This window comes from Nostoc sp. UHCC 0870 (assembly GCF_022063185.1).
Taxonomy (GTDB): Bacteria; Cyanobacteriota; Cyanobacteriia; order Cyanobacteriales; family Nostocaceae; genus Trichormus.
This window is the reverse complement of the sequence record NZ_CP091914.1, coordinates 21325-44962: the sequence shown is the minus strand read 5'-3', so window position 1 is coordinate 44962 and position 23638 is coordinate 21325. Positions and strand designations below refer to the sequence as shown.

Annotated in this window: 13 protein-coding genes; 7 read left to right on the top strand and 6 right to left on the bottom strand. The window is 40.5% G+C overall.

Features of this window, described 5'->3' with window-relative positions; genetic code table 11:
• Positions 1-52: 52 nt before the first annotated feature.
• The 6 genes from L6494_RS27310 (at position 53) to L6494_RS27285 (ending at position 4640) form a co-directional block, all read left to right on the top strand.
• The gene (locus L6494_RS27310) at positions 53-352 is read left to right on the top strand and encodes a hypothetical protein (RefSeq protein WP_237996785.1); all 300 of its coding nucleotides are present in this window, start codon (positions 53-55) and stop codon (positions 350-352) included.
• 136 nt (positions 353-488) lie between these two features.
• Positions 489-662, top strand: a complete 174-nt coding sequence (locus L6494_RS27305) for a hypothetical protein (RefSeq protein ID WP_237996783.1) — start codon at positions 489-491, stop codon at positions 660-662.
• A 538-nt stretch (positions 663-1200) separates the two neighbouring features.
• The gene (locus L6494_RS27300; protein WP_237996782.1) at positions 1201-1968 is read left to right on the top strand and encodes a ParA family protein; all 768 of its coding nucleotides are present in this window, start codon (positions 1201-1203) and stop codon (positions 1966-1968) included.
• A complete protein-coding gene (locus L6494_RS27295; protein ID WP_237996780.1) occupies positions 1965-2933 on the top strand; it encodes a ParB/RepB/Spo0J family partition protein in 969 nt (322 codons plus the stop codon). The genes L6494_RS27300 and L6494_RS27295 overlap by 4 nt, the downstream gene beginning before the upstream one ends.
• 450 nt (positions 2934-3383) lie before the next feature.
• Positions 3384-4325 carry a ParM/StbA family protein gene (locus tag L6494_RS27290; protein WP_237996778.1) on the top strand — a complete coding sequence of 314 codons (942 nt, stop codon included), beginning with the start codon at positions 3384-3386 and terminating at the stop codon, positions 4323-4325.
• A 9-nt stretch (positions 4326-4334) separates the two neighbouring features.
• The gene (locus L6494_RS27285; protein ID WP_237996776.1) at positions 4335-4640 is read left to right on the top strand and encodes a hypothetical protein; all 306 of its coding nucleotides are present in this window, start codon (positions 4335-4337) and stop codon (positions 4638-4640) included.
• On the opposite strand, the gene L6494_RS27280 is transcribed toward L6494_RS27285, so the two are convergent.
• The 6 genes from L6494_RS27280 to L6494_RS27255 all read right to left on the bottom strand — a co-directional run bounded on the left by L6494_RS27280 (position 4618) and on the right by L6494_RS27255 (position 19421).
• A complete protein-coding gene (locus L6494_RS27280) occupies positions 4618-5319 on the bottom strand; it encodes a hypothetical protein (RefSeq protein WP_237996774.1) in 702 nt (233 codons plus the stop codon). The genes L6494_RS27285 and L6494_RS27280 overlap by 23 nt on opposite strands.
• A complete protein-coding gene (locus L6494_RS27275; protein ID WP_237996771.1) occupies positions 5316-5783 on the bottom strand; it encodes a hypothetical protein in 468 nt (155 codons plus the stop codon). Before L6494_RS27275 ends, L6494_RS27280 begins: the two co-directional genes overlap by 4 nt.
• A gap of 3 nt (positions 5784-5786) precedes the next feature.
• Positions 5787-6818 (bottom strand): tyrosine-type recombinase/integrase, encoded by a 1032-nt coding sequence (locus L6494_RS27270; protein WP_237996769.1) that lies wholly within the window; start codon positions 6816-6818, stop codon positions 5787-5789.
• 516 nt (positions 6819-7334) lie between these two features.
• Positions 7335-8648 carry an MFS transporter gene (locus L6494_RS27265; protein ID WP_237996760.1) on the bottom strand — a complete coding sequence of 438 codons (1314 nt, stop codon included), beginning with the start codon at positions 8646-8648 and terminating at the stop codon, positions 7335-7337.
• A gap of 1 nt (position 8649) precedes the next feature.
• Positions 8650-12636, bottom strand: a complete 3987-nt coding sequence (locus L6494_RS27260; protein ID WP_237996758.1) for an amino acid adenylation domain-containing protein — start codon at positions 12634-12636, stop codon at positions 8650-8652.
• 98 nt (positions 12637-12734) lie between these two features.
• Positions 12735-19421 (bottom strand): non-ribosomal peptide synthetase, encoded by a 6687-nt coding sequence (locus tag L6494_RS27255; RefSeq protein WP_237996749.1) that lies wholly within the window; start codon positions 19419-19421, stop codon positions 12735-12737.
• A gap of 547 nt (positions 19422-19968) precedes the next feature.
• Here L6494_RS27255 and L6494_RS27250 point away from each other — a divergent pair.
• Positions 19969-23562 (top strand): AAA-like domain-containing protein, encoded by a 3594-nt coding sequence (locus L6494_RS27250; protein ID WP_237996741.1) that lies wholly within the window; start codon positions 19969-19971, stop codon positions 23560-23562.
• The last annotated feature ends 76 nt before the right edge of the window (positions 23563-23638 follow it).

Sequence of the window (23638 nt, the reverse complement as noted above, 5' to 3'; positions counted from 1 at the left end):
CCTACTGGACTGACTACTAAATTTAAATTTCGTCCCATCTTTATTTTCTTCTATGCCCAAACCTCGTCCATTGCAAACACGAGAATTAAGGCTGATTTCAATGTACAGCAATTGGGAATTTGGCATGACACCCCGACAATTTTATTCTAAGTGGGCGGTCAGCTACGAACAAATAGCTATGATCTGCGATCGCTCTGACTCTACTGTTAGGGGTTGGTTTAGAAATGGTCAAAACCGACGCAACCCAACACGCAATGATTTATTAAATCTGGGTTTAATGGATTTCCTGCTAGAGCATATTGACGAAATTCCTGAGCATCTACAACAGTTATTGCGTCTTGCTATTTCATAGTATTTTTCATCCACAAAAGAAGGAATCTGTCAATATCGTTTAGACCTGTTTTGCTATATATATCCTGAACTAATGTGAATTGAGGTAATTCAAAAACACGTTATTCATGTAATTTTCAGCAATTCTAGGAGTCACTATGACATATTTTGAGCAGTTACATCCGTGGTGCATAATTCGCAATTTATCTAGGAATGATTGCATAGTGGTAGCGAGATTTCGTCGCCGCAATGATGCGACTGCTTACCTACAAGTGCTGCAAAGACAAGTGAATAGTGTCAAGTTTGTGCTGAAATTTAATGCCCAAATTTGAATTGCTTGACTTCATATGAAGTCGAATTAATGGAAACATTGGCATTTCATTCACGCTAAACGTGCTTAATCTCCAGCTATAATTTATGGCTGGGGATTTTTATTTACAAAAAACTTAACGGGAGTCTGAAAGCCCAGGAGAAACCCCACAGGAGCTATTTTTCCACATATAGTTATGTATTTTCTTGTACTTAATATTGAACGCCTTGCTCATCTTGCACTTAGTCAATGATTTAACATTCAGATTTCTAAGTGGAAAATGTAAGTTAGATAGAAACTGCGATCGCCTCTGGTAGCTGGAACGCCATCGCTGCTGCACTTAACTAGCAATTTTTCTACAGGAAAGTCCATCCGGTTTTTGTGGCTGAGTTGGCGTTAGCTTTGTCGTTAGGCATCGCCTTTTGTGGAGTCTTCTGAACTCAAAGCTAGAGAGCCTTAATTTGTGAAAAATGTATTGCTCCTGTTGTATAACTGTAGATCCAAAGCTACAATCTGCCTGTATTAGAGGCATTTTTAATGACAACTTTAATTTATTACTCGTGAGCAAAACCCATATTATTGCGCTATTTAATCAATCAGGCGGAGTAGGAAAGACAAGTTTAACTATGAACTTGGGTTATCACCTTGCTCAAAAAAAGAAAAAGCGTGTTCTTTTAATAGACATGGACCCTCAAGCCTCACTTACGACATTTATGGGGCTAGAACCGGAAAATATCACTAAAACTGTCTACGAAGCAGTGGTGGGGGAAGAACCATTACCAATATACTCTGAACCTATTCACGGCATGGGTTTAGTGCCAGCCAATATCAACTTAAGTGCCGCAGAACTAGAACTAGTTGCCGCCTTGATGCGGGAAATGCGCTTAAAAAATGCGATCGCACCCGTACTCGCTCAATACGACTACATTTTGATTGACTGTCCCCCATCACTGGGTATCCTCAGTGTTATTAGCTTAGTAGCAGCTACTCATGTTTTAGTCCCAATTCAGTGCCAGTTTAAATCCTTTCAAGGAACTGATTTACTATTAAGAACCGTAGCTACACTCCGAAAAGGTGCTAATAAAACACTCGCCATTGCTGGCTTCATCCCCACAATGTATGATGCACGTACTGCTCAAGAAAGCAGAACCATGAAAGCTATCACAGAACAACTTTCACCTGTGGCAACAGTTTACGAACCCATTCCTAAATCTATTGCCTTTGCTGATGCAAGTGAGGCACGTTTACCTTTAGCAGTATATAATCCCAAACATCCTGCCGTCGCTGTACTAAAAAAAATCGCCCTCAATTTAGAAAAACTACAGTGAGCAAAAAAGAGCAACCCTATACCAGCCAATTAAAAGGTGTAGCCGCCCTACTAGGCGAAAGTTTTAACGAACCTGAAAGTATGGCTACTACACCAAATACTGTTGCCATCAACTTAATCAAAATCCCCCCATCCCAGCCCCGGCGTTACTTCGACGAACATAAGCTTGAGGAACTATCACGCTCAATTCAAAAATTGGGTATCCTTGAACCTTTGTTAGTGCGTCCGCTTTCTGGAGGCGATTATGAATTGGTAGCGGGGGAACGACGCTACAGAGCAGCAATAATGGCAGGGCTAACCGAAGTCCCTGTGGTCGTCCGCGATATGGATGACATCACTACCTATCAGGTGCGATTAGTTGAAAACCTGCAACGAGAAGACCTCAATCCCCTAGAAGAAACCGAAGGCATCCTTGAATTATTTGCCATCCAGATGCAGATCACCCAACAGGAGGTTAGCAGCCATCTCAACCGCATGAGAAACGTTTGCGATCGCAATTCCGAATTGAGACATAACGTTATGTCTCAAAGAGAAACTAAGATAGTTGAAGAATTATTTGCATCGCTAGGGCGAATGAGTTGGGAGTCATTTGTGAAAAATCGCCTCCCACTGATCAATCTGCCAGCAGATGTTCTAGAAGTGCTGCGTTCTGGTCAACTTGAATACACCAAAGCACGAGCGATCGCAAGAGTTAGTGATGAGTCTACTAGAAAGCAACTTCTTGAGGATGCGATCGCCTACAATCTCTCATTGAGTGAAATCAAGCGGAAGATTAAAGGAATTGAGACTACTGTTCAATCAAATTCGTCATCTCCAACAAATTTAGCATCGATAAAAGACCGAGTTGATGATACGTTCCAACGCTTCAAAAAAGCAAAAGTGTGGGATGATCCCAAGAAAAAATCAAAGGTAGAGAAGTTGTTATCTCAGTTAAATGAATTGATACAAGATGACAATCAACTGTGAACCAAGGTGTTTAACGAAAACAGGGTATGGGGAAAGATTGTTTACCTAATAGGCTACATGGCTTTCATGCACATTGTTCGTCCAGTCGCTTCTCTACGATTCAAAAAAGGTCAAGACACATTACACAAAATCACTCTCTACATTAGAAAAAATGTGCTGCTGTCAGGATTTGTGAGCAACTGTTAGGAGTAGTGGAGCGGCTCTCCACTACTCCTAACACTCAACTTAACTGTTAATTTTTTAATACTGAGCCTGTTTTTTTTCTAACGTCCAAAAAAACAAATTAACCGACATTTTAAATTGTACCCCTAGTAGGGTATATATAGGGGTCATATATACCCCAAGGATAAAATAGAATTATGAGGGATAAATAGCCCCTATATAGGGTATATTTAGGGGATGCTTAGGGTATTTTAGAGCCAGCAAGATTTTGTACCCCACTTGACCCCCATGTCCAATATTCACAACTTACAAAAAATTTTTCCGGCAGGCTTTGATAATGGTTACGGCAGTCTAAAACTTTTAGTAGATGGCTTTGAAGTAGTGCGCGTCCCCAGCTATATTTCCACAGCAGAAATGGAAGATGTACCAGGGAGAGTAATTCTCAATGGCAATGCTTACACAGTTGGGGAATCAGCGTTCCGAGCCGGAAATCATTTTGAGCGCAACACAGATAGCAATGAAAACAAAGTCAAGAATGCACTGACAACATTGTTGGGAGCATTAGCACATCTGCCACACCGTAAGGCGTGGCATTTAAAATTAGTAGTCAGCTTACATGATGTAGCTCTAGCAGAAAATTTGAAGAAAGTATTAAATGGAGAATACCAGCCAATACTGGCGGGGAAAGCATCATTAGTAAAGATAGAAGTGCTGAAAGTAGTACCAGAGGGGATAGGCGCATTATTTGGGCAGCAACTGCCAAAAAAATTAACAGTGTTGGACTTTGGCAATGGCACAACACTGTATTCACGTTACAGCCAAGGAAAGCGAGAAGTTCACACCCCCTACCCCATAGGTGTAGAAGTTCTCATCGATGAAATTGCCCAAAAAATGAAACATCTGAATGGAGGAAAAGTCGGAGAGCCATCGAAGATTAGATATTGTCTGGAAATGGGGCATACCAGATATAGTCGTGACATCGATATCAAAGATATCTACAGTGGTTGTTTAAAAGATTGGTACGAGAAATACCTGAAAAAAATAGTGAGTATGGCACTTGATGCCAAACACACTGGAGATGAAATTTGGGCAATTGGTGGAGGGTGTCTGTTACCAGGGCTAAAGAAACTGCTAGAGAAGAACGGATTCACAGTGTTGGAGAATCCAGTAGAAGCGAATGCCTTTGGACTACTATCAATGGCAAAAGCGATTGTTAGTAAGAATGGGTAGGTGAAAACAATGGCAGAGAATCAAGACAAGACCCCCGAAAAAATCCGCATCAAAGATAGCTATCGTGAACGTATATTTACTGAATCACAATACCTAGATAAAAGTTATCTAGAGACGCTTTATTTTATTATCGATTGCTATTTTGCGTTTAAAAAGGGAGCGTTCCCCATGCAACAAGCAGTTCCCCACTCAACAGTGTTTACCCCTGTGACGACAAACCAAAACCAACCACAGCAACCTTCTCTAACTGCACCAACACTGGAAACAACAGAAGATTCAGATAGCGACACATTTACCCTGGATTTTGATCTGTGAAGGTGAGTTTTGAGGAGAAATTCCCCTTAACCCAGATAGCCTCGCTGTGATAAAAATCGCCACGTTGCTCCAATATAAAACCACCCAGTAACAATCCTAACCATACCTCCACCATCGGCATTTTCAATCCTCGTTGTAGTAAAGGAAGGGCAATTTCATCTTTTACCTGGGTAAGATGGTTGGCGATCGCACTTTGCCATTTCTGCACATCTTCATCACCAGCCAACCGATGAACATCTTCTACAGTCTGAATTTCAAGCATCGCTAGGACGTTCTCTTTCTCAACCGGAGCGGCTACTGAATCATGACTTTCGGCAGTATGAGAAAACTGATGTGGCCCATGAGGTCTAAAATTCTGCGGTGCTGGTTCTTCGATTAGGTCATCCAAATCTAGCTGCATTGTCGTCCGCACCAAACCAGCAAAGATATCCGTGCTGACAACCGGCCCCAAAGTATCGTTCTGAGCGCGGACATCTGACAACAGTAAATCAGCACGAGATTTGAGAATATCTGCAATTTGGGAAAAGGCTTGTGCGGCGGTTGATAATTGTGCTTCCACAGATAAACTTTCAAGCTCGGCATCTAAACAATCCCAGACGGGAGCAAGAGTTGATGTCGCTGGAGCTTCTGACATCTCATCTAGCACATCCCAAATTGTTAATTGGCGATAGCTGGTCATAATTCAGGATGTAACGGGCAAGGTCGGACTGGGCAATGGGATGGGCTAATCTCAAACATATCCTTATATTGGTGGAGGGAAACACCATATTGTTTAGCAAAAGCCTGCAACACCTGATCTGTATAGGCGCGGATTTTACCAGCAGTTAGACCAAAGCAGTGGATTGGCTCTAACCGACAAATAGGCTTTTGTCCTAGCCATAGTTCTGCACCCAAGGCGTGCAATGGCTTATCCCCCGGTTCTTTATATAAATACAGTACGGCAAAATATGTTTCTGGCGGTTCAACTGCGATCGCCTCAATCTGCCCAGAATCATCTTTACTTTTGTTGCGGTAAAACGAACGGCGATTATGACAGACTTTGGGATTCCAACAGCCATCACCTTCTGTCCCATGCAGCACTTTTGCTTTTGTTGTTGGTAGCTTCGCGCATAACTGACACTTAGGGTCTAGTGGCTTTGGCATGGATTATTCTGATTCTTCACCAATAGCACGATAGTAAGCAGCGATCGCTGCTTCTTGCTCACTACGAAGTGTATACCGCCGAAAAGCCTTCTCGCTTTGATGGCCCGTCAGTTTCCGCGCATGGCTGGGGTCAACACCCATTAGTAGTAAATCAGTGGCGTAAGTATGCCGAAATTGGTGGGGATGCAAATCTTCAATACCAGCTAATTCACCGATTTTTTCTACAGCAAAGTAAATCCCGTGATAACTGAGCCTTTCTCCTTTATATGAGGCATGATGCGAAATCATCAACGGCGTGAGGCTGTTTAGTTCTTCACCCCCAACTGAGCGCGATCGCAAATACGCCGCTAATACTTCTCTGCTTTCCTTTCGCAATGGCACTAAGCGCGGTTCATTAGTTTTAGTATCTGGTAAAAACAGCAGCTTGCCATCAAATGAGCCTACATTTAGCTGTACAACTTCCCCGGCGCGGAGTCCGTGGCTGAGTATGTGGACAAGTGCGGTATCTCGTTGTTTTGTTTCTAAGAGCAATTCTAAAGCTGACCAAACGCGCTTCATCTGTTCATCAGTTAAACTTTGGGCTGGTGGCAGTGGTACTTTTTCTAGCTTTATCCCCAGTGTGGGATTAGTAGCGATTATGTCTGGATATGTATAACACATCCATTTAAAGAAGCTTTTGAACGCAGCAACCCCAGCATTGATACTGCTTTTTGACAGGGGTTTTCCTGAATCAGTTTTTACTTCATCGCGCAGATATTCCTTGTATAACCCCAGGTGACGTGGGCGTAGCTCATGATAGTGTAGCTGTGTCCAGCCCAAAAACCGCTTCAATTCGCGCTCATACATTTTGCGACTGTTAGGCGCAAGATTGGTGCTGCGTAAAAACTCCAGTACCTTTATCCATCGAATATCTGTGGGTGCAGCTATTTTTGCTCCCCTAGTTCTAGATTGTCCCTGTACAGTTGATGGTGCTTGATCCTGAATGTGGATCAGCTTGATTGGTGGTAGGTTGTCAAGCTGAGTATTGTTGATCATAAGCAGGGATTGTCGGCAGTGAAAAGTAGAACTAACACACAAGCATTGTATGTGACTGGGAGTAAAATCTGGCTACCTTGTCGCTAAAATGCTTATAAATCTTAGTGCTGAACAAAGAAAAAAAGGGTACAAGCCCCTAAATTTATTTATGGAGAAGAAAAAATTCAAACAAGATTAATTCAAGCCCCCGGATTTATCCGTGGGGTATTTAATTTTGAATTTTGAATTTTGAATTCGGAGCAAAGCGACGTGACCAAGCCCCGTTCGGCCAGGGTGTGGGGTGTAGGGGAAGAAAGAGCATCGAACAACCAGTGGGTCGCAAGCCTCGTCTTCTCAAGACGATTGTATTGGTGGGGGTTTCAAGCCTCGACCAATACCGTCTTCCCTACCCCCTACACCCTCTTCGTGACCCGAATTGTTAGAAATATTTATAAATCTGGGGCAAGGTAACTGTCTGTATTTAGCCGCCAATATCGGACAGTTTTCTTATCACTCTGAGTGCGACCACTTTATCCTTTAAGTGACAATTACATCAGGTAATTCTTGTTCAACTCTTCTCAAAGGAGGATAATGATATCCAACAATGGTGATTACTATCGTCATTACTCCCGTTAGCACAAATATTAGTGCAATCCCTCGTCCTGTTCCAACACCAATTATTTGACCAATACTTCCGGCTAGTAAACCATTAACAGACATTAATGGTTCAAACACTTCATCTGCAAGCGGCCCAGCCACTAAATAAGCCAAGGGAAAAGATATTCCGGTAACTCCTCCAATGAATGCAAAGACTCTTCCTTGAACATCAGGCGCGACTTTCTTTTGAAAAATCAATCTAGTAGAACTGTTAATTATCGGCCAGCCAAAAAAGAATAAAAACGCCGCCAATGCGGAAAGTTTCACAGAAGTTCTTAAACCGGCAAATAAAATTGATAACCCACCTAAGAACTGAAACATAAATACATTATTGATTGCACTTTGCTCTCTTTTATAAAGAGTTATAACTAAACTACCCATTAACATACCAACACCACCAATGGACATAATGCTTCCTAAAGCAGTTGGTGAAGCAAAAGACAATACTAAGGGTGTGATTAACACTTGAACTACTCCCAACCCTAAGTCAGTGATAGCAGAAAATATTAGTAGTCCTAATAATCCTTTCCTCTGAAAAATGTATTGAAAACCATAGAATATTTCCTTGAATAATGAACTTTTAGCTATTTTCTTTGTCCTATTATTTTTGTTATTAGGGAACTGAATGCTTATGAGGATAAACAAAGAGAAAATAAAGCTGATAAAGTCAATCAGAATAATTCCTTGTAGCTGGATTTTAGCTAACAAAACGCCAGCTAGCACAGGCGAAATTAGATGAGATAAAGCTTCTCCCAATTCCATCATCCCATTAACACGAATCAGCTGTGCTTTGGGAACTATTAAGGCTATAGCAGCATTGTAAGCTGGCCATTGAAAAGCACTAAAACTAGCACTAGCAATTGTTATTAGATATATATGCCAAATTTCTAGATTATTAGTACCTAACAACAGGAACAATAAGAGCGTACTTATTCCTGCACCAGAATCGGCAATGATCATCACCCAACGACGCTGCCAACGGTCTACCAAAGCACCAGCCAGAGGAGAAATAATCACTCGTGGGATGGTTGCAAATAAAGAAATTAAAGCAAATTGAGTCACTGAACCAGTATGCTGATATACCCAAACACCCAAAGCAAAATTAGTAAGTCCAGAACCAGTCAAAGAAGCTATTTGTCCCAGCCATATAAGTATAAAGACTTGCATTCCTTTAACAACTAGGGGTTGAATCATCTTATTCTACTCCCACAGTTTGAACTTGATTGATGCAAGCTTTAAGCTTCTGAGCTAATACTTGAACGTGAGGTTTACTGAGCATACTGTGATGATTTCCTGGAACTGTTTGAATTTCTACCCGTGTAGAAGAAAGTTTGTTCCAACCCCAGGCTGCATCTGCTGGAATAAAAGTATCTTCAGCATCATCCTCACTTGCTTTAAACAAAACAATCGGAATTGGATAAATCGCTTGTGGGAGATAATTAATTCCAGCTTGGACATTGGCATCGAAAACTTGGATTAAAGCACGAAGTTGATCAGTTGTAATTTCGCTAAATTGTTCCTGAAGGTAGTTTAATTGTCCCTCCAAATTGAGTTTTTGCCAAACCTCATAATCAACTTCTAACTTTTTCCCGGATAGGCGTTCCACAACACGAACTATATGTTTGAGTCTAGTTGCTTCATCCAAATGAAAATCTTTGGGTTTGTTACTATTAATTGGCGCAAAATTATCCAGAACAGCAAGTAAAGCAACTTCATGTCCTTGTTTTTTCAATTGTTGAGTCATTTCAAAAGCTATGTTGCTGCCAAACGAATAACCTCCCAAAATATAAGGTCCTTGAGGTTGTACAGTTTGCATTGTTTGAACATATTGGGCTGCTATATCTTCAATGCTGGTATGAGGTTTTGATTTACCATCCAATCCTTGTGCTTGGAAAGTGTAAAAAGGCTGTTCTGCACCTAAATGATGTGCCAAATTGTAAAAATACAAACCATTCCCACCAACTCCAGGTACACAGAATAAAGGAATATTAGAGCCATTGCTGTTAATAGCAACTAATGCAGAATTTGCTAAAGAATTTGTATGTTGACTAAGAGTATTTGCTATTTGGTCAACTGTAGGATTTTGGAGAATTGTTGCTAAAGGTAAATTGATGCCAAAATGCTGCTGAATCTGAGCCATTAGCCGTACTATTAACAGTGAATGTCCGCCAAGATTAAAGAAGTTATCTTTAATCCCGATAGGTCGAATATTTAAAATATCTTCCCAAATTTGTGCTAGTTGTAACTCTATGTCATTTCTCGGAGCGACAAATTCATAAGAAACATAAATCTCGGAACTATTCGGCGCAGGTAATGCTTTACGGTCTACTTTACCATTAGCAGTTAGAGGTAAAATATCTAGCTGCACAAAAGCAGATGGAACCATGTAATGTGGTAATTTTTCTTGCAAAAATTGATATAATTTCTTATCAGCAAAATCTTGTAATTTTTCAGGAACAATATAGGCAACTAACTTTTTATCGCCCGGCTTATCTTCACGAGCAATAACTGTTGTAGAAACAACATTTGGATATTGAGCAATTAAGGATTCTATTTCTCCAAGTTCAACCCGAAATCCGCGAATTTTTACCTGATGGTCGATACGTCCAAGATATTCAATATTTCCATCCGGAAGGTAACGAGCTAAATCTCCTGTTTTATATAATATTGATTTATTAAATGGACTGTTAATAAATCTTTCTGAAGTTAATTCAGGACGATTGAGATAACCTCTAGCGACACCAGCACCACCGATATACAACTCACCTATAACTCCAATCGGAACTGGTTGTAAATGGTTATCCAAAATATATAGCTCGGTATTGGCAATGGGACGACCGATAGGGATATTTCCTCCTGGAAAGCTTTGTTTTTCAACTTCGTAAGTACAGCATCCTACTACTGTTTCTGTGGGTCCGTATTCGTTAATTAATTTAGTTGATGGTGCTTTTTGTAGCCAAAAAGAAGTTACTTTTTCTGATAAAGCTTCACCACCAATAATAAATGCTTGTACTTGAATGTTTACTTGTTCATTAGCTAATAAATGATTGAGGATATATAAATGAGCAGGCGTAATTTTTACTAGGCTGAATCTAGTTCCAGAACACAAAGCTTTTTTGAGTTCTTCAATTTCATTTTCTTCTGGCAAAAGCACCACTTTACACCCCACTATTAAAGGAGAAAATAAACTGGTAATAGTGGAATCAAAACCAATAGAAGAATTGACAGTAGAACCTTCTCCTACAGCAACATTATAGGCTTTTATACACCAGCTTAAATAGTTCACTATGCCACGATGGACAATCATTGTTCCTTTGGGTTTGCCTGTAGATCCAGAGGTATAAATTATGTAAGCTAAATTGTCAGGTTTGACTGCGCTGTTAGGATTATCTTGAGGGTAATTAACAAAATTTTCCTCATTGTCATCTAGACAAATTGTTTGTGCTTGATGTTGTGGAAGTTTGTCTAATAGTTGCTTTTGAGTCAACAGTATTGGTAATTGTGAATCTGCCAACATATAAGCCAAACGTTCTGGGGGATATGTGGGATCTAAGGGTATATAAGCACCACCAGCTTTGAGAATTCCTAACAGTCCTACCATCATTTCCAGAGAACGATTGACGCAGATACCTACCAATACTTCTGGTGCAACTCCTAATGTTTGTAAATGATGTGCTAGTTGGTTGGCACGATTGTTTAATTCTCGGTAAGTTAACTGTTGGTCTCTAAATACAACAGCTACTGCATCCGGTGTTTTTTCTACTTGTGCCTCAAACAATTCATGAAGACATTTATCTTGCGGATATTCAGTTTGAGTATTGTTCCATTCTACTAATAGTTGATGCCGTTCTGCTGGTGTGAGTAATGGTAGGTTCTCTAATTTTTGGTGAGGATTTTCGGCAATGCTTTTCAGCAAAACTTGCAGATGCCCTAACATTCGTTTAATGCTATCATCTGCAAATTGGCTAGTATCATAGCTAATCCGTATAGACAATTGTTCTCCAGGTTCAGCTACAAGTATGAGAGGATAATTAGTTTGCTCAAAGTTACGAATATTGCTAACTTGGATGCTGCTACTTTGTGCTTTTAACGAAGCATCTAATGGATAATTCTCAAAAACAACTAAACTTTCAAACAAGGGCATTTCACGAGATACTTCACTCCATCCCTGAATATCAACCAGTGGACTATATGAATATTCCTCTTGTTCTACTTGTTGCAGTTGTAGCCCTTTTAGCCACGGTAATAACTCTGTTACCTCTGATATTTTGACTCGTACTGGCAATGTATTAATAAACAGCCCCACCATTGATACTACTCCCGATAAAGCAGTGGGACGACCGGAAACAGTAGTGCCAAAAACTACATCTTGTTCCCCACTGTAACGACTTAACATTAACCCCCAGGCACCTTGTAAGATAGTGTTCAGTGTCAGACGATTTGTCACCGCCAAAGATTTAAGGCTGGCAGTCAGGGAAGGAGATAATTGCAGATGTTGATGATTTTGAATGTGTTGAGGATGGGAGTTTTTATCTCCTAGTAAAGGTGTAGGAGCATGAAAACCTTGGAGCCTTTGCTGCCAGAACATCTCTGCTTGAGAATAATCTTGCTGCTGTTGCCAGAGGATGTAGTCTTTGTAAGGACGTGGTAGAGATAAGTGTAAATTTTTTCCTTGAATTCCAGCGTCGTAAAAAGCGAAAACTTCTTTGAGGATGATAGATAAACACCAACCATCCATCAGTAAATGATGATGACTCCAAATAAATTCATAAGTATCTTCCTGCAATTTAATCAGAGTACAACGCATTAATGGTGCTTGATCTAATGCAAAACCAGTCTTACGTTCTCTCTCCAACAAAGCCTGCAAACCTTCCTGCTGTTCAATAGCAGATAACTTCTGCCAATCATGAATTATCCAAGGCAAGTTAACCGACTTACACACAACTTGCAGAGGTTGTTTTCCATGTTCCCAAACAAAAAGAGTACGTAAAATAGAATGTCTATCTACTACTTGTTGCCAAGCACGCTCAAACGCTGTAATCTGTAAGTTTCCTTTCAAAGTACAGCTTAACTGCTCAACATAAACCCCTGATTCGGGTGCATAAAGAGTGTGAAATAACATACCCTGCTGCATCGGAGAAAGAGGATAAATCGACTCGATATTTTTATTTTGCTTGTTCATAATTCTCTCCTTTGTCATTAAAATTTCGCGTTTACCACCCTGCGGAAAGCCAAAGAATCTAAAACGATACTTGGCGTTAAAAACCTGCTAAATTCTCCTCACTCAGACAGTTTGCCGAGTAATAATTCCAGTTCATGTTGATTCAAACCTGCTTCCGGAAAGTCCGAAGGTGTATAACTACCAACTTCCACGTCAGCACAGTGATAAATCAAAGATTCCAATGTTTTGATGAACATCCCAGCCAAAAACTCAATAGTATGTCTGTGATGAAAACTCTTGCTATACGTCCAATTCAGTTGCAATTTGCCATCAACCACAAAACCATCTATTTCTAGTAGATGACTACGGTATCCTTGAGGACAATGGGTGAGTCCAGTTGAATCCTTAGCGAATCCTAACAGCATTGAAGAAGAACGAACTCCATCCAATTGTCCCAAGTAGTTAAAACTGATTTGTGGTTGGGGTAGAGATTGTAATTGGTTATCCTGACTCAAATATCGCAGCACACCATAACCAATACCACGATTGGGAATTTGTCGTAATTGTTCTTTAATTGATTTGAGTGCTTCCCCCTGAAGATGATAATTAAGTTCTAACTTCACAGGAAAGACAGAAGTAAACCAGCCCACGGTACGGGATAAGTCCACATCCTCAAATAATTCTTCTCGTCCGTGGCCTTCCAAGTCAACTAATAAAGTATTCTCGCCAGTCCAATCAGCAAAAGTTTGCATCAACGCAGTCAGCAGGACATCATTAATTTGAGTGTTGTAAGTAGAGGGTACATCTTGTAGCAGTGCTTGGGTTTGTTCCACACTCAAAGAAACTGATACTTGTTCTGCTGAGGCTATTGTATTTTTCTCTCTCCCAGCAATATAGTCCACTGGTAAAGGCGGGACATTACAAGCAGATTGAGTTAACCAGTAATTCAACTCTGTAGCTAATGCTGGACTTGAAGCATATTCGCTCAGTCGGTTTGCCCAATCTTTGAAAGAAGTTGTTTTTGCTGGTAATTGAATTGCTAAACTATGACTAAGTTGCTGATAAGCTGTAAACAAATCTACTAGTAAAATTCGCCAAGAAACACCATCGACTGCTAAATGATGTACGATGAGCAACAAACGTCCTGGTTGGTTATTACCAAGATGAAACAGTATGGCTCGCATCAGAGAACCTGTTGACAGGTTTAGTTGAGTTTGCATTTCATCAGCAGTAGATTTTAGGGCTGATTGCTGTTTGTTTGGAGATAAATCGGATAAATCTACGCAAGTGAAAACCTGTGTTTCATCAGCTTCAGCATTGAACTGAACTACACTGTCTGCATCCCATGTAAACCGCAGACGAAGAGCATCATGATGTATCAATAATTGCTGTAAAGCTTGTTCTACTAGGTCTGGCTTGAGGTCTGGTGATACCTCCAACATTACAGACTGGTTATAGTGAGAGGGATTCGGTAAATTCTGCTCAAAAAACCAATGCTGAATAGGTGTTAAGGGTACTGTGCCTGTGACTACACCTTGTTCGGCTATAACAGTGGTGTTTGTCGTCACCACAGTAGATAAATCTGCAATAGTTTGGTGTTGAAATAGCTGTTTGGGAGTCAGCACCAAACCTTCTGCATTTGCGCGAGTTACTACCTGAATACTGAGAATGGAATCTCCACCTAATTCAAAGAAGTTATCGTAAATACTTACTTGTTCTACACCCAGTACATCAGCCCAGATTTTAGCTAGTATTTTTTGAGTAGATGTAGTAGCTGAAACTACATCTATTTCTGTATTTTTATTTGGTGCGGGTAATGCTTTCCGGTCTACTTTTCCGTTAGGAGTTAAGGGTAGTGCATCGAGAGTTACAAATGCACTGGGAAGCATATAATTCGGTAATTTCTGTTTGAGTTCAGAGTGCAGTTGCTGAGTATCAAGTGTATCAGTGTTAGCGACCACATAAGCTACTAATCGCTTGTTACCAGGATTATCTTCTCTGGCAATGACTATTGCTTGTTTTACATGGGGATAAGTATTGAGAATAGACTCAATTTCTCCTAGTTCAATTCGGAAACCGCGAATTTTAACTTGGTTATCAATGCGCCCAATAAATTCAATATTGCCATCCTTTAAGTAACGCGCCAAATCGCCTGTTTTATACAATTTGGAATCACCAAACTGATTTTTAATAAACTTTTCTTTGGTTAATTCAGGACGGTTGAGATAACCTCTAGCAACACCAGCACCAGCAATGTATAATTCACCAACAACACCAACAGGTACTGGTTGCAGATTCCGATCAAGAATATAAACTTGAGTATTGTCGATAGGACGACCGATGGGTATACCACCAGTTTGATTGTTTAGCTTTCTCAAGTCTGGTTCATAAATTGTGGCTGTAATTGTGGCTTCGGTGGGGCCGTAAGCATTGAGTATTTTGATACGATTACCAATGTGTTTTTGCCAAATAGCTAGTCGTTCCCATCTAACTTGTTCGCTACCTACAACCACCAAGCGTAAACACCTTGGTAAAAAGTCTGGGGATTGAGCTAAATCTAAGACCCATTCATGCCAAAATGTTGCGGGTAAATTTAATACGGTCAAACCTTGAGTGTTGATAAATTCTACAAAGTCTGCAAAAGAAGCAAACATTTGTTGGGGGCGTAATACTACTGTTGCACCACTTAACCAAGAAGGGAAGATTTCTTCGATCGCAACATCAAAACTGAAAGCGGCAAATTGCAGGACTTTATCTTGGGATGTGAGGTAAAATTTTCGAGCGATCGCGCTACTATGATTTACTAAATTCTGATGTGTAACTAACACTCCTTTGGGCTTGCCTGTAGAACCAGAAGTGTAAATTACATAACCAAGGTTGCTGGGCTGCACATCAGACTGAAGATTTGCTTGACTATAACTAGAAATTGCTTCCCATTGTGTATCTAAACAGATAACTTTGGCTCCATACGTAGGCAATTGTGCCAGCAAATTCTCAGTCGTTAACAAAACTGACACACGAGAATCAGACAAAATATAATCCAAGCGTTCTTGGGGATAACTAGGATCAAGCGGTACATAAGCACCACCAGCTTTGAGAATTCCTAAAAGTCCCACCATCATTTCCCAAGAAGATTCAATGCAAATTCCTACTAATACTTCTGGTTTCACTCCCAGTGTTTGCAGATAATTCGCTAGTTGGTTAGCACGGTGATTTAATTCTCGGTAAGTAAGTTTTTGCTCTCCAGATACAACAGCAACCGCATCCGGTGTTTTTTCTACTTGCTCCGCAAATAATTCATGAATGCACTTATTTTGAGGATATTCTTTGTTAGTTTTGTTAAATTCTACCAATAATTGATGGCGTTGAGATTCGTTTAATAGGGGGATAGTAGCTAGCAACTGCTCAGGATTAGTTACAGTTTTTTCCAAAAATGTTTGGAAAATTTCTAGTATGCCATTAATAGTGCTGGCATCAAATAAGTCAGTATTGTAATCACAATCTAAAATCAATTCACCGTCTATCTCACTGACATTAAGACAAATATCATGATCCAAAAAACTAACAGATTGAGATAATAAACTTGTCTCAACTCCAAACATCTGTGGCACAGCTAAAGGTCGGTTTAAGTTGAATACTGCTGTGACTAGAGGCGATAAATTTTTATTTTTAGTTGTTTTCAGTGTTTCAATTAACCTAGCAAAAGGATAAACTTGATGTTCGTAAGCATTTAACAATTCAGTTTTAGTAATTTGCAAATGCTGTAAAAATGTCACATTTCCATCAATGTAACTTCTAATTGGTAATAAGTGAGAACAATAACTTACAAGTCCTTCACTACCTTTAAATCTTCCAGAGGACGGAACGCCAACTACAATATCTTCTTGACCTGTTAATCTGTGCAGTAAAGTAGTGTATAAAGATAAAAGAGTCATCAACAAAGTACAACTATTTTCTTGACTAAATTTCTTGACTTGACGGAATAAATTAGCATCAAGCTGAATAGTTGTTCTGCTACCTTTATAAGTCTTTATGGGTGGATGAGGACGGTCTTTCGGTAAGTCTAAAATAGGAACTGTAGCTGAAAATTGTTCTAACCAATAGGATTCATGTAGTTTCATTTCTGGTGTGTTACTTTGCAGCTCTTGCCACTCAATGTATTCTCTTAATTGCATAGGTGGTTTGAGTCTGGTGTCAAAGTTCTGACATTCTGCTGAATACAAAGCAGCTAATTCTTGCAGAATTACTCCCATTGACCAACCATCAACAATAATATGATGAGCCGTGAACATAAGTAAGTGGTGTCTTTCCGTTAGTTTGAGGATATTAAAACGGAATAAAGGAGCTTTGCTTAAATCAAAAATGCCGCAGCTTTCTTTCTTCAACCACCTATCTACTTGAGACTGACGTTGTTCTTGATTGAAGCAGGAGAAATTGATTACAGGAATTTCAAATTCTAAGTCAGGCAAGATATTTTGAAAATTGCCTTCACTGCTGATGCTTGTCCGTAAAGCCTCATGACGATTCACCAGTTTTTGCATTGCTTGACGCATTGCTTCTAACTGAAAATCACCCTTTAATTCTGCTGTAGCAGAAACGTTATAAGCCAGCGAACCATTATCTTCCATTTGTGCCAAAACCCAAAGTTGTTTTTGAGCTTCGGAAAGAAGAACTATAGTTTCTTCCTCTGATATTTTTTGTGTAAGATTAACTGGTATTGAAGCTGTTAAATTAGCTGATGAAGATTGATTTTGACTGATGTAATTAGCCAAAGCATCAAGAGTTGTTAACTCTTCAAACAATTGGCGTAGTTCAATATTAGTCCCAAACAAATTTTCTATAGCTTCAGCAGCTTCAGCCATTACCAGAGAATCTGCACCCATTGCTATTAAAGGTTGATAAATATCAACTTCGGCAAAGTCTACCTGTAATAAATTTGCTACAATATTGCGTAATTTAACGCGGATATTCTCTAATTCTGGAGATACTTTTACTACTTCTTTTTCCTGTTTTTGACATTTTATTTGCTGCTTTAAAGCATCTACCTCTGCCAGCAAATTACGGAACTCTGATTTATTTTCAGGATTCTTACTCCAATCCCAGATAATATTTAACTCTCCAGCTATAAAACCAGCGCGACAAGCACGATGGCGAATTTTACCGCTAGAGGTTTTGGGGATACTTCCTGTTTTTAGTAATAATACAGTGTGAACTTGCAGTTCATGTTCTTCCCCGACAGCTTGGATAATATTTTTGGCGATCGCATCACCATCTAGTTTTCGTAAATATTGACGTTCTACCTCACAAGCAACTACTAATTGTTCTTGTCCATTAATCTCAACTGAGAAAGCAGCACTAGAACTAGATTTAAGTGCAGGATGACTATTTTCTACAGTCAGTTCAATATCCTGGGGATAATAATTCCGTCCGCGAATAATAATTAAATCTTTCAACCTCCCAGTTACAAATAATTCTCCATTCTGTAAGAATCCTAAATCACCAGTCCGCAGAAATGGACCTTCTTTGGTATCTGTTAAATAAGCATGAAAAGTGGCTTGTGTTTCTTCAGTTTTCTGCCAATATCCTTGAGTGACACTTGCGCCTCTAACCCAAATTTCTCCTACTTCATCATCAGAACAACGTTGCAATGTTTCAGGATGAACGATCGCAATCTCATGATTGCCTACATTTTGACCAGAACTAACAAGAGTTTGGACAAAATTATTTTTATTAGATGCTGGAGTTACATGATTTTCTAACAATGCTTTGCCATCAATACTGGTTAGTATTGGTGGGTTTGTTTTCATCCCACCAGCCACAATTAAGGTTGTCTCAGCCATGCCATAGCAAGGGTAAAAGCTACTAGCACGAAAACCGCATGGTGCAAATGTTTCTGCAAACTTCGTCAGTGTTTCCGCTCGAATAGGTTCAGCACCATTAAAAGCTACTTCCCAACTAGTCAAATCGAGAGTTTCTCGTTGTTCTGGTGTAATTTTACGCACACATAAGTCATAAGCAAAATTTGGCCCTCCACTGGTAGTAGCTTGATAGCGAGAAATTGCTTCTAACCATTGAAAAGGCTTTTGCAGAAAATCCACTGGTGACATTAGTGTGACTGGGAAGCCTCCGTAAATAGGCTGGAGAATGCCACCAATTAATCCCATGTCGTGATAAGGAGGCAACCAAATGACCCCTTGGCTTTGGAATGAATGCCCAAAACACTGATAAATTGAGGCTAAGTTGTGCAGAAGGTTGCTGTGGCTAACTATAACGCCTTTTGGCATCCCGGTAGAACCAGAGGTGTATTGCAGAAAAGCTAAGGAGTTGCTATTGATTTGTGGCTGTTGCCATGAGTTGGCTAAATCAGTATTGATGTTATCAGTAGCTAGCCAATGCAGAGATTGTAAATTAGTTAAGTTAGTTAATTGTCCTTCAATGTTAGATAAAGCGGTTGTAGTGGTAAGTGCAACTGTGGCTTGTGCATCAGCTACTACCGCCTGCAAGCGAGATAGAGATTTATTTTGTCTGGGTGGATAAGCTGGGACTGCAATGACTCCAGCGTATAGACAGCCAAAGAAGGCGGCGATAAATTCTAATCCGGGGGGATAAATTAGCAGCACTCTGTCCCCGATGGTTGTAATATTTTTCAGGGCGACTGAGATCGCTCTAGCTTTTAAATCTAATTCTTGATAGGTAAAATCAGTTTCTTGCTGTCCATTAACTAAGAATGAGAAGGCTTGTTTTTCTGACTGATTAACTGCTCTATAGCGCAATAACTCCACTAAGTTATCAAAAGATTTATTCATATACTTTTATCCTCTTTATTTGTTGCGTGTTTTTAGAGCTTTATGAGGTAACAATCACTGGAATTAAGTAGATAATTATGAATTGCTTTATTTCATTGACTTACCATATTCATAATCTTCTACTCTGGATGTTTGTCGAACTTTTACTTTTATAAAATGCAAAAGATTTAGCGTCGATATAGAAAAATTAAGGAATTTCTTGCCAATCAAGCACTTAACTGTTGCAAGATTGGTGAATAACAAATTCAAAAGTTTAATTTCTCATCCCCAAAGTTAACTACCTAGCTCCTCTCTGTGTCGGAGTGCCGGCTTCCGGCGATACCTACGGCAACGTCTGCGACGAACTGAACTTTTCAAGACAGAGGGGTTGGGGTGAGGTTCATCGAATTCACGATTATTAGTTTTTCTCCCCCACACCCCTACACCTGTGTTTCTGGAAAAATCCTTAACTTTTCTACATGGACAGTGACAGCTAGAACCTTTATAAATATGACAGTCAACAGCGTGATACATTGCATCGATTCAGACTTGAAAGGCAGGAATACCCGTGCAGAAGCTGATTTCCACCTACGAATATCATATTGGCGGTCGTCTTCCCATTGATGCACCCAGCTATGTAGTACGGCAGGCTGATGAAGAACTCTACAAAGCTTTAAGGGCTGGTGAGTTTTGTTACGTCCTTAACTGTCGTCAAATGGGCAAATCCAGTTTGCGAGTGCAGGTGGCTAAACGACTGCAAGAAGATGGTATTGCTTGCACGACGGTTGATTTATCTGGAATTGGCAACAGCAATATCACAGCCGACCAGTGGTATGCAGATATTATCATGCGCCTGGTAAGGAGTTTCCGGCTTTCACCTCAAATTAATGTCCGCAATTGGTTAACCCAAAGACAAGATTTTTCACCTGTGGGTCGCTTGGGTGAGTTATTGCAATCTGTTTTACCTGAATTAATTCAGCAGCCGATTGTAATTTTCTTCGATGAAATCGATAGCACCATTAGCTTACCCTTTAATACAGATGACTTTTTTGCTCTGATTCGTGCTTGTCACGACTATAAGCAATTTACTTTTGCTTTGTTGGGAGTAGCCACACCTTCAGATTTAATTACAGATAAAACTCGCACACCTTTTAATATTGGACGAGCAATTGAATTAAATGGGTTCAATTTGGCAGAAGTTCAACCATTAGAAAGAGGGTTAGCGAATAAAGTAGAAAATCCCCAAGCTGCACTGAAGGAAATACTTGCATGGACAGGAGGTCAGCCGTTTCTGACCCAGAAACTCTGCCAATTAGTCGCACAGCATTGGGATGAAGGAACAGGACAACAGGGAAACTGTTCTCGGATAGAATCGCCCTACTTGAAAAAATTGATGCAGGAAATATTAACTACCAGTGAGGCGATGGCTGCGCCAAAGCCTTCGGCTAACGCTGATCAAGTATCTGCTATAGTGCGATCGCATATCGTCGAAAATTGGGCTTCCCTGGATGAACCACCCCATTTAAGAACCATCCGCGACAGATTACTTTGCAACGAACAACGCGCCAGCAGATTATTGGGACTGTATCTGCAAATCTTACAAAACGGTGGTGTGCCTGTCGACGATTCACCAGAAAAAATCGAATTGCTTTTATCAGGGTTAGTTATTAAAAAACAAGGTAGCTTACAAGTTTATAATCGCATCTATCAAGAAGTTTTTAATTTAGAGTGGGTAGAGAAGCAATTAAAAAAGTTACGTCCCTACGCAGATTTAATTAACGCTTGGGTAGCCTCAAATTATCAGGATGAAAGCAGCCTGCTGCGTGGACAAGCCCTCAAAGATGCTCAAACTTGGGCCAAGGGCAAGAGTTTGAGTAATATGGATTATCGCTTTTTAGCCGCTAGTGAGGAACTAGAGAAACGCGAGGTACAGAGTGCGCTAATTGCATCTCAACAAGCAAACCAAATCCTTCTCACCGCCGGACAGCAAGCAAAACAAACAATTAGGCAGGGAGTGGTGAGATTATCCGCCCTGTCTCTAGTGACTGTTTCTCTTTTGGGATTATCAGGTTTACTTACATGGCAAACCGCGCAACAAAAGCGACAAGTAAGCTTAGGCGAGATTAAAGCTTTGGCTCTCTCCTCAGAAACAGCTTTTGAGTCCCATAATAACTTTGAGGCTTTACTCGAAAGTCTCAAGGCTGGTATCAAGTTAAACCAGATTGGTTGGAAAAACGCAGATACACAATTACAGGTGCAGGTAGAGAAGAATTTACGTCAGTCTCTATATTGGGTACGTGAACGCAATCGTTTGCTGGGTCATGGTGATGTTGTTACACAGGTGAAATTCAGTCCTGATGGACAAAAGCTTGCCAGTGCCAGTTGGGATAAAACCGTGAAAGTATGGCAGCGTGATGGTAAATTATTGCATACTCTGCGTGGTCATACGGATGCAGTGTGGAGCGTTAATTTTAGCCCCGATGGTAAGATGCTCGTCAGTGCTAGTCGGGATAAAACCGTGAAAGTATGGCGTGTGGAGGATGGTCAAGAAATTGCCACCTTAAATCATCAAGATTGGGTGGCGTGTATTGGATTTAGCCCTGATAGTAAGACAGTGGCATCAATGGAATGGAATGGGACAATGAGACTCTGGAGCATCCAAGGACAGGAGTTAAAATCTTTCCCTACCCATGATGCCCCAACTGTTGCCATCCATTTCAGTCCTAACGGCAAAATGATTGCTACCGCCAGTCGGGATGGTACGGCGAAGGTTTGGAGTTTAGATGGTAAAGAATTATTATCTCTGGAGGGCCATAAGAATTGGGTCATGTATGTTAATTTCAGCTGGGATAGTAAGAACCTAATAACAACGAGCCGGGATAAAATCGCGAAAATTTGGGATTTAAATGGGACAGAACTGGCAACACTACGCGGTCATAGTGATACTGTAGCGAATGCAGTATTCAGCCGCGACGGTCAAACTATTGCTACTGCAAGCTGGGATAGAACCGTGCGACTCTGGAATCCCAAAGGTGAAGAATTGCAAGTTTTTTGGGGACATACCGATGCTGTCTGGGGTGTCAACTTGAGTAAAGATGGAAAACTTTTAGCGAGTAGTGGCGAAGATGGGACTGTAAGATTTTGGAATATGGATAATGGGGAAGCCGGAAAATTTCAATCCCTCAGTTTCAATCTTGGTGAAGCTGCTGCTGGAAGTGTTAGTTTGAGCCAGGATGGTCAGACCTTTGGTACAACTGGTCGTTACACAATGGCGAAACTCTGGAATCTTCAAGGACAGGAATTAGTGACACTTAAGGGTCATAGCGATACTCTTAGAAGTCTCCAGTTCAGCCCAGATGGACAGATTATCGCTACCGCCAGTCGAGATAAAACTGTCAAACTTTGGAATTTGTCTGGAAAAGAAATAGCAACTTTGCACGGACATCAAGCCGATGTCAGAAGCGCAACTTTCAGCCCCGACGGTAAAACCATTGCTAGTGCTAGCTGGGATACAACAGTTAAACTGTGGAATTTGGATGGTAGAGAATTAATGACTTTGCGCGGACATCAAGCTGGTGTCAGAAGTGTCAGTTTCAGTCCAGATGGACAAATTATCGCTACCGCAAGTGAAGATGGAACAGCTAAACTCTGGAGTCGCCAGGGACAAGAACTAGTTACACTCAAAGGACATCAAGCTGGGATACAGGCAGTAAGTTTCAGTCCTGATAGTCAAGTTATCGCCACAGCCAGTAAAGATAAAACCGTGAAACTCTGGAACCGAGAGGGTAAAGAACTATTGACTCTGCGGGGACATGGGGGTGAGGTAAATGCAGTGAGTTTTAGCCCGAATGGAGAAACCATTGCTACAGCCAGTGAAGATATGACAGTCAAGCTGTGGAACTTTAAAGGAGAACAGCTGCAAACCCTTGCAGGTCTGGATGCTGGGGTTAAAAGTGTGAGTTTTAGCCAGGATGAGGATGGTCAGGTTTTGGCTTCTTCCGATTCCTTGGGTAAAGTCACTCTCTGGAATTTAGATTTTGATTCCAGTCCTGAGAAGTTGTTGAAGCAGGCTTGTGATTGCGTGAGGGATTATTTACAAAATAGTGCAGATGTGAAAGAGGAAGATCGTCATTTGTGCGTAGGCTTAATTCATCGTAGATAGCTGAAAATGCAGCGATACGATATCTGAAAAAGTAGGAAATAGTATATTGACACTCTACCAGGCTAGAAGCCGGGAG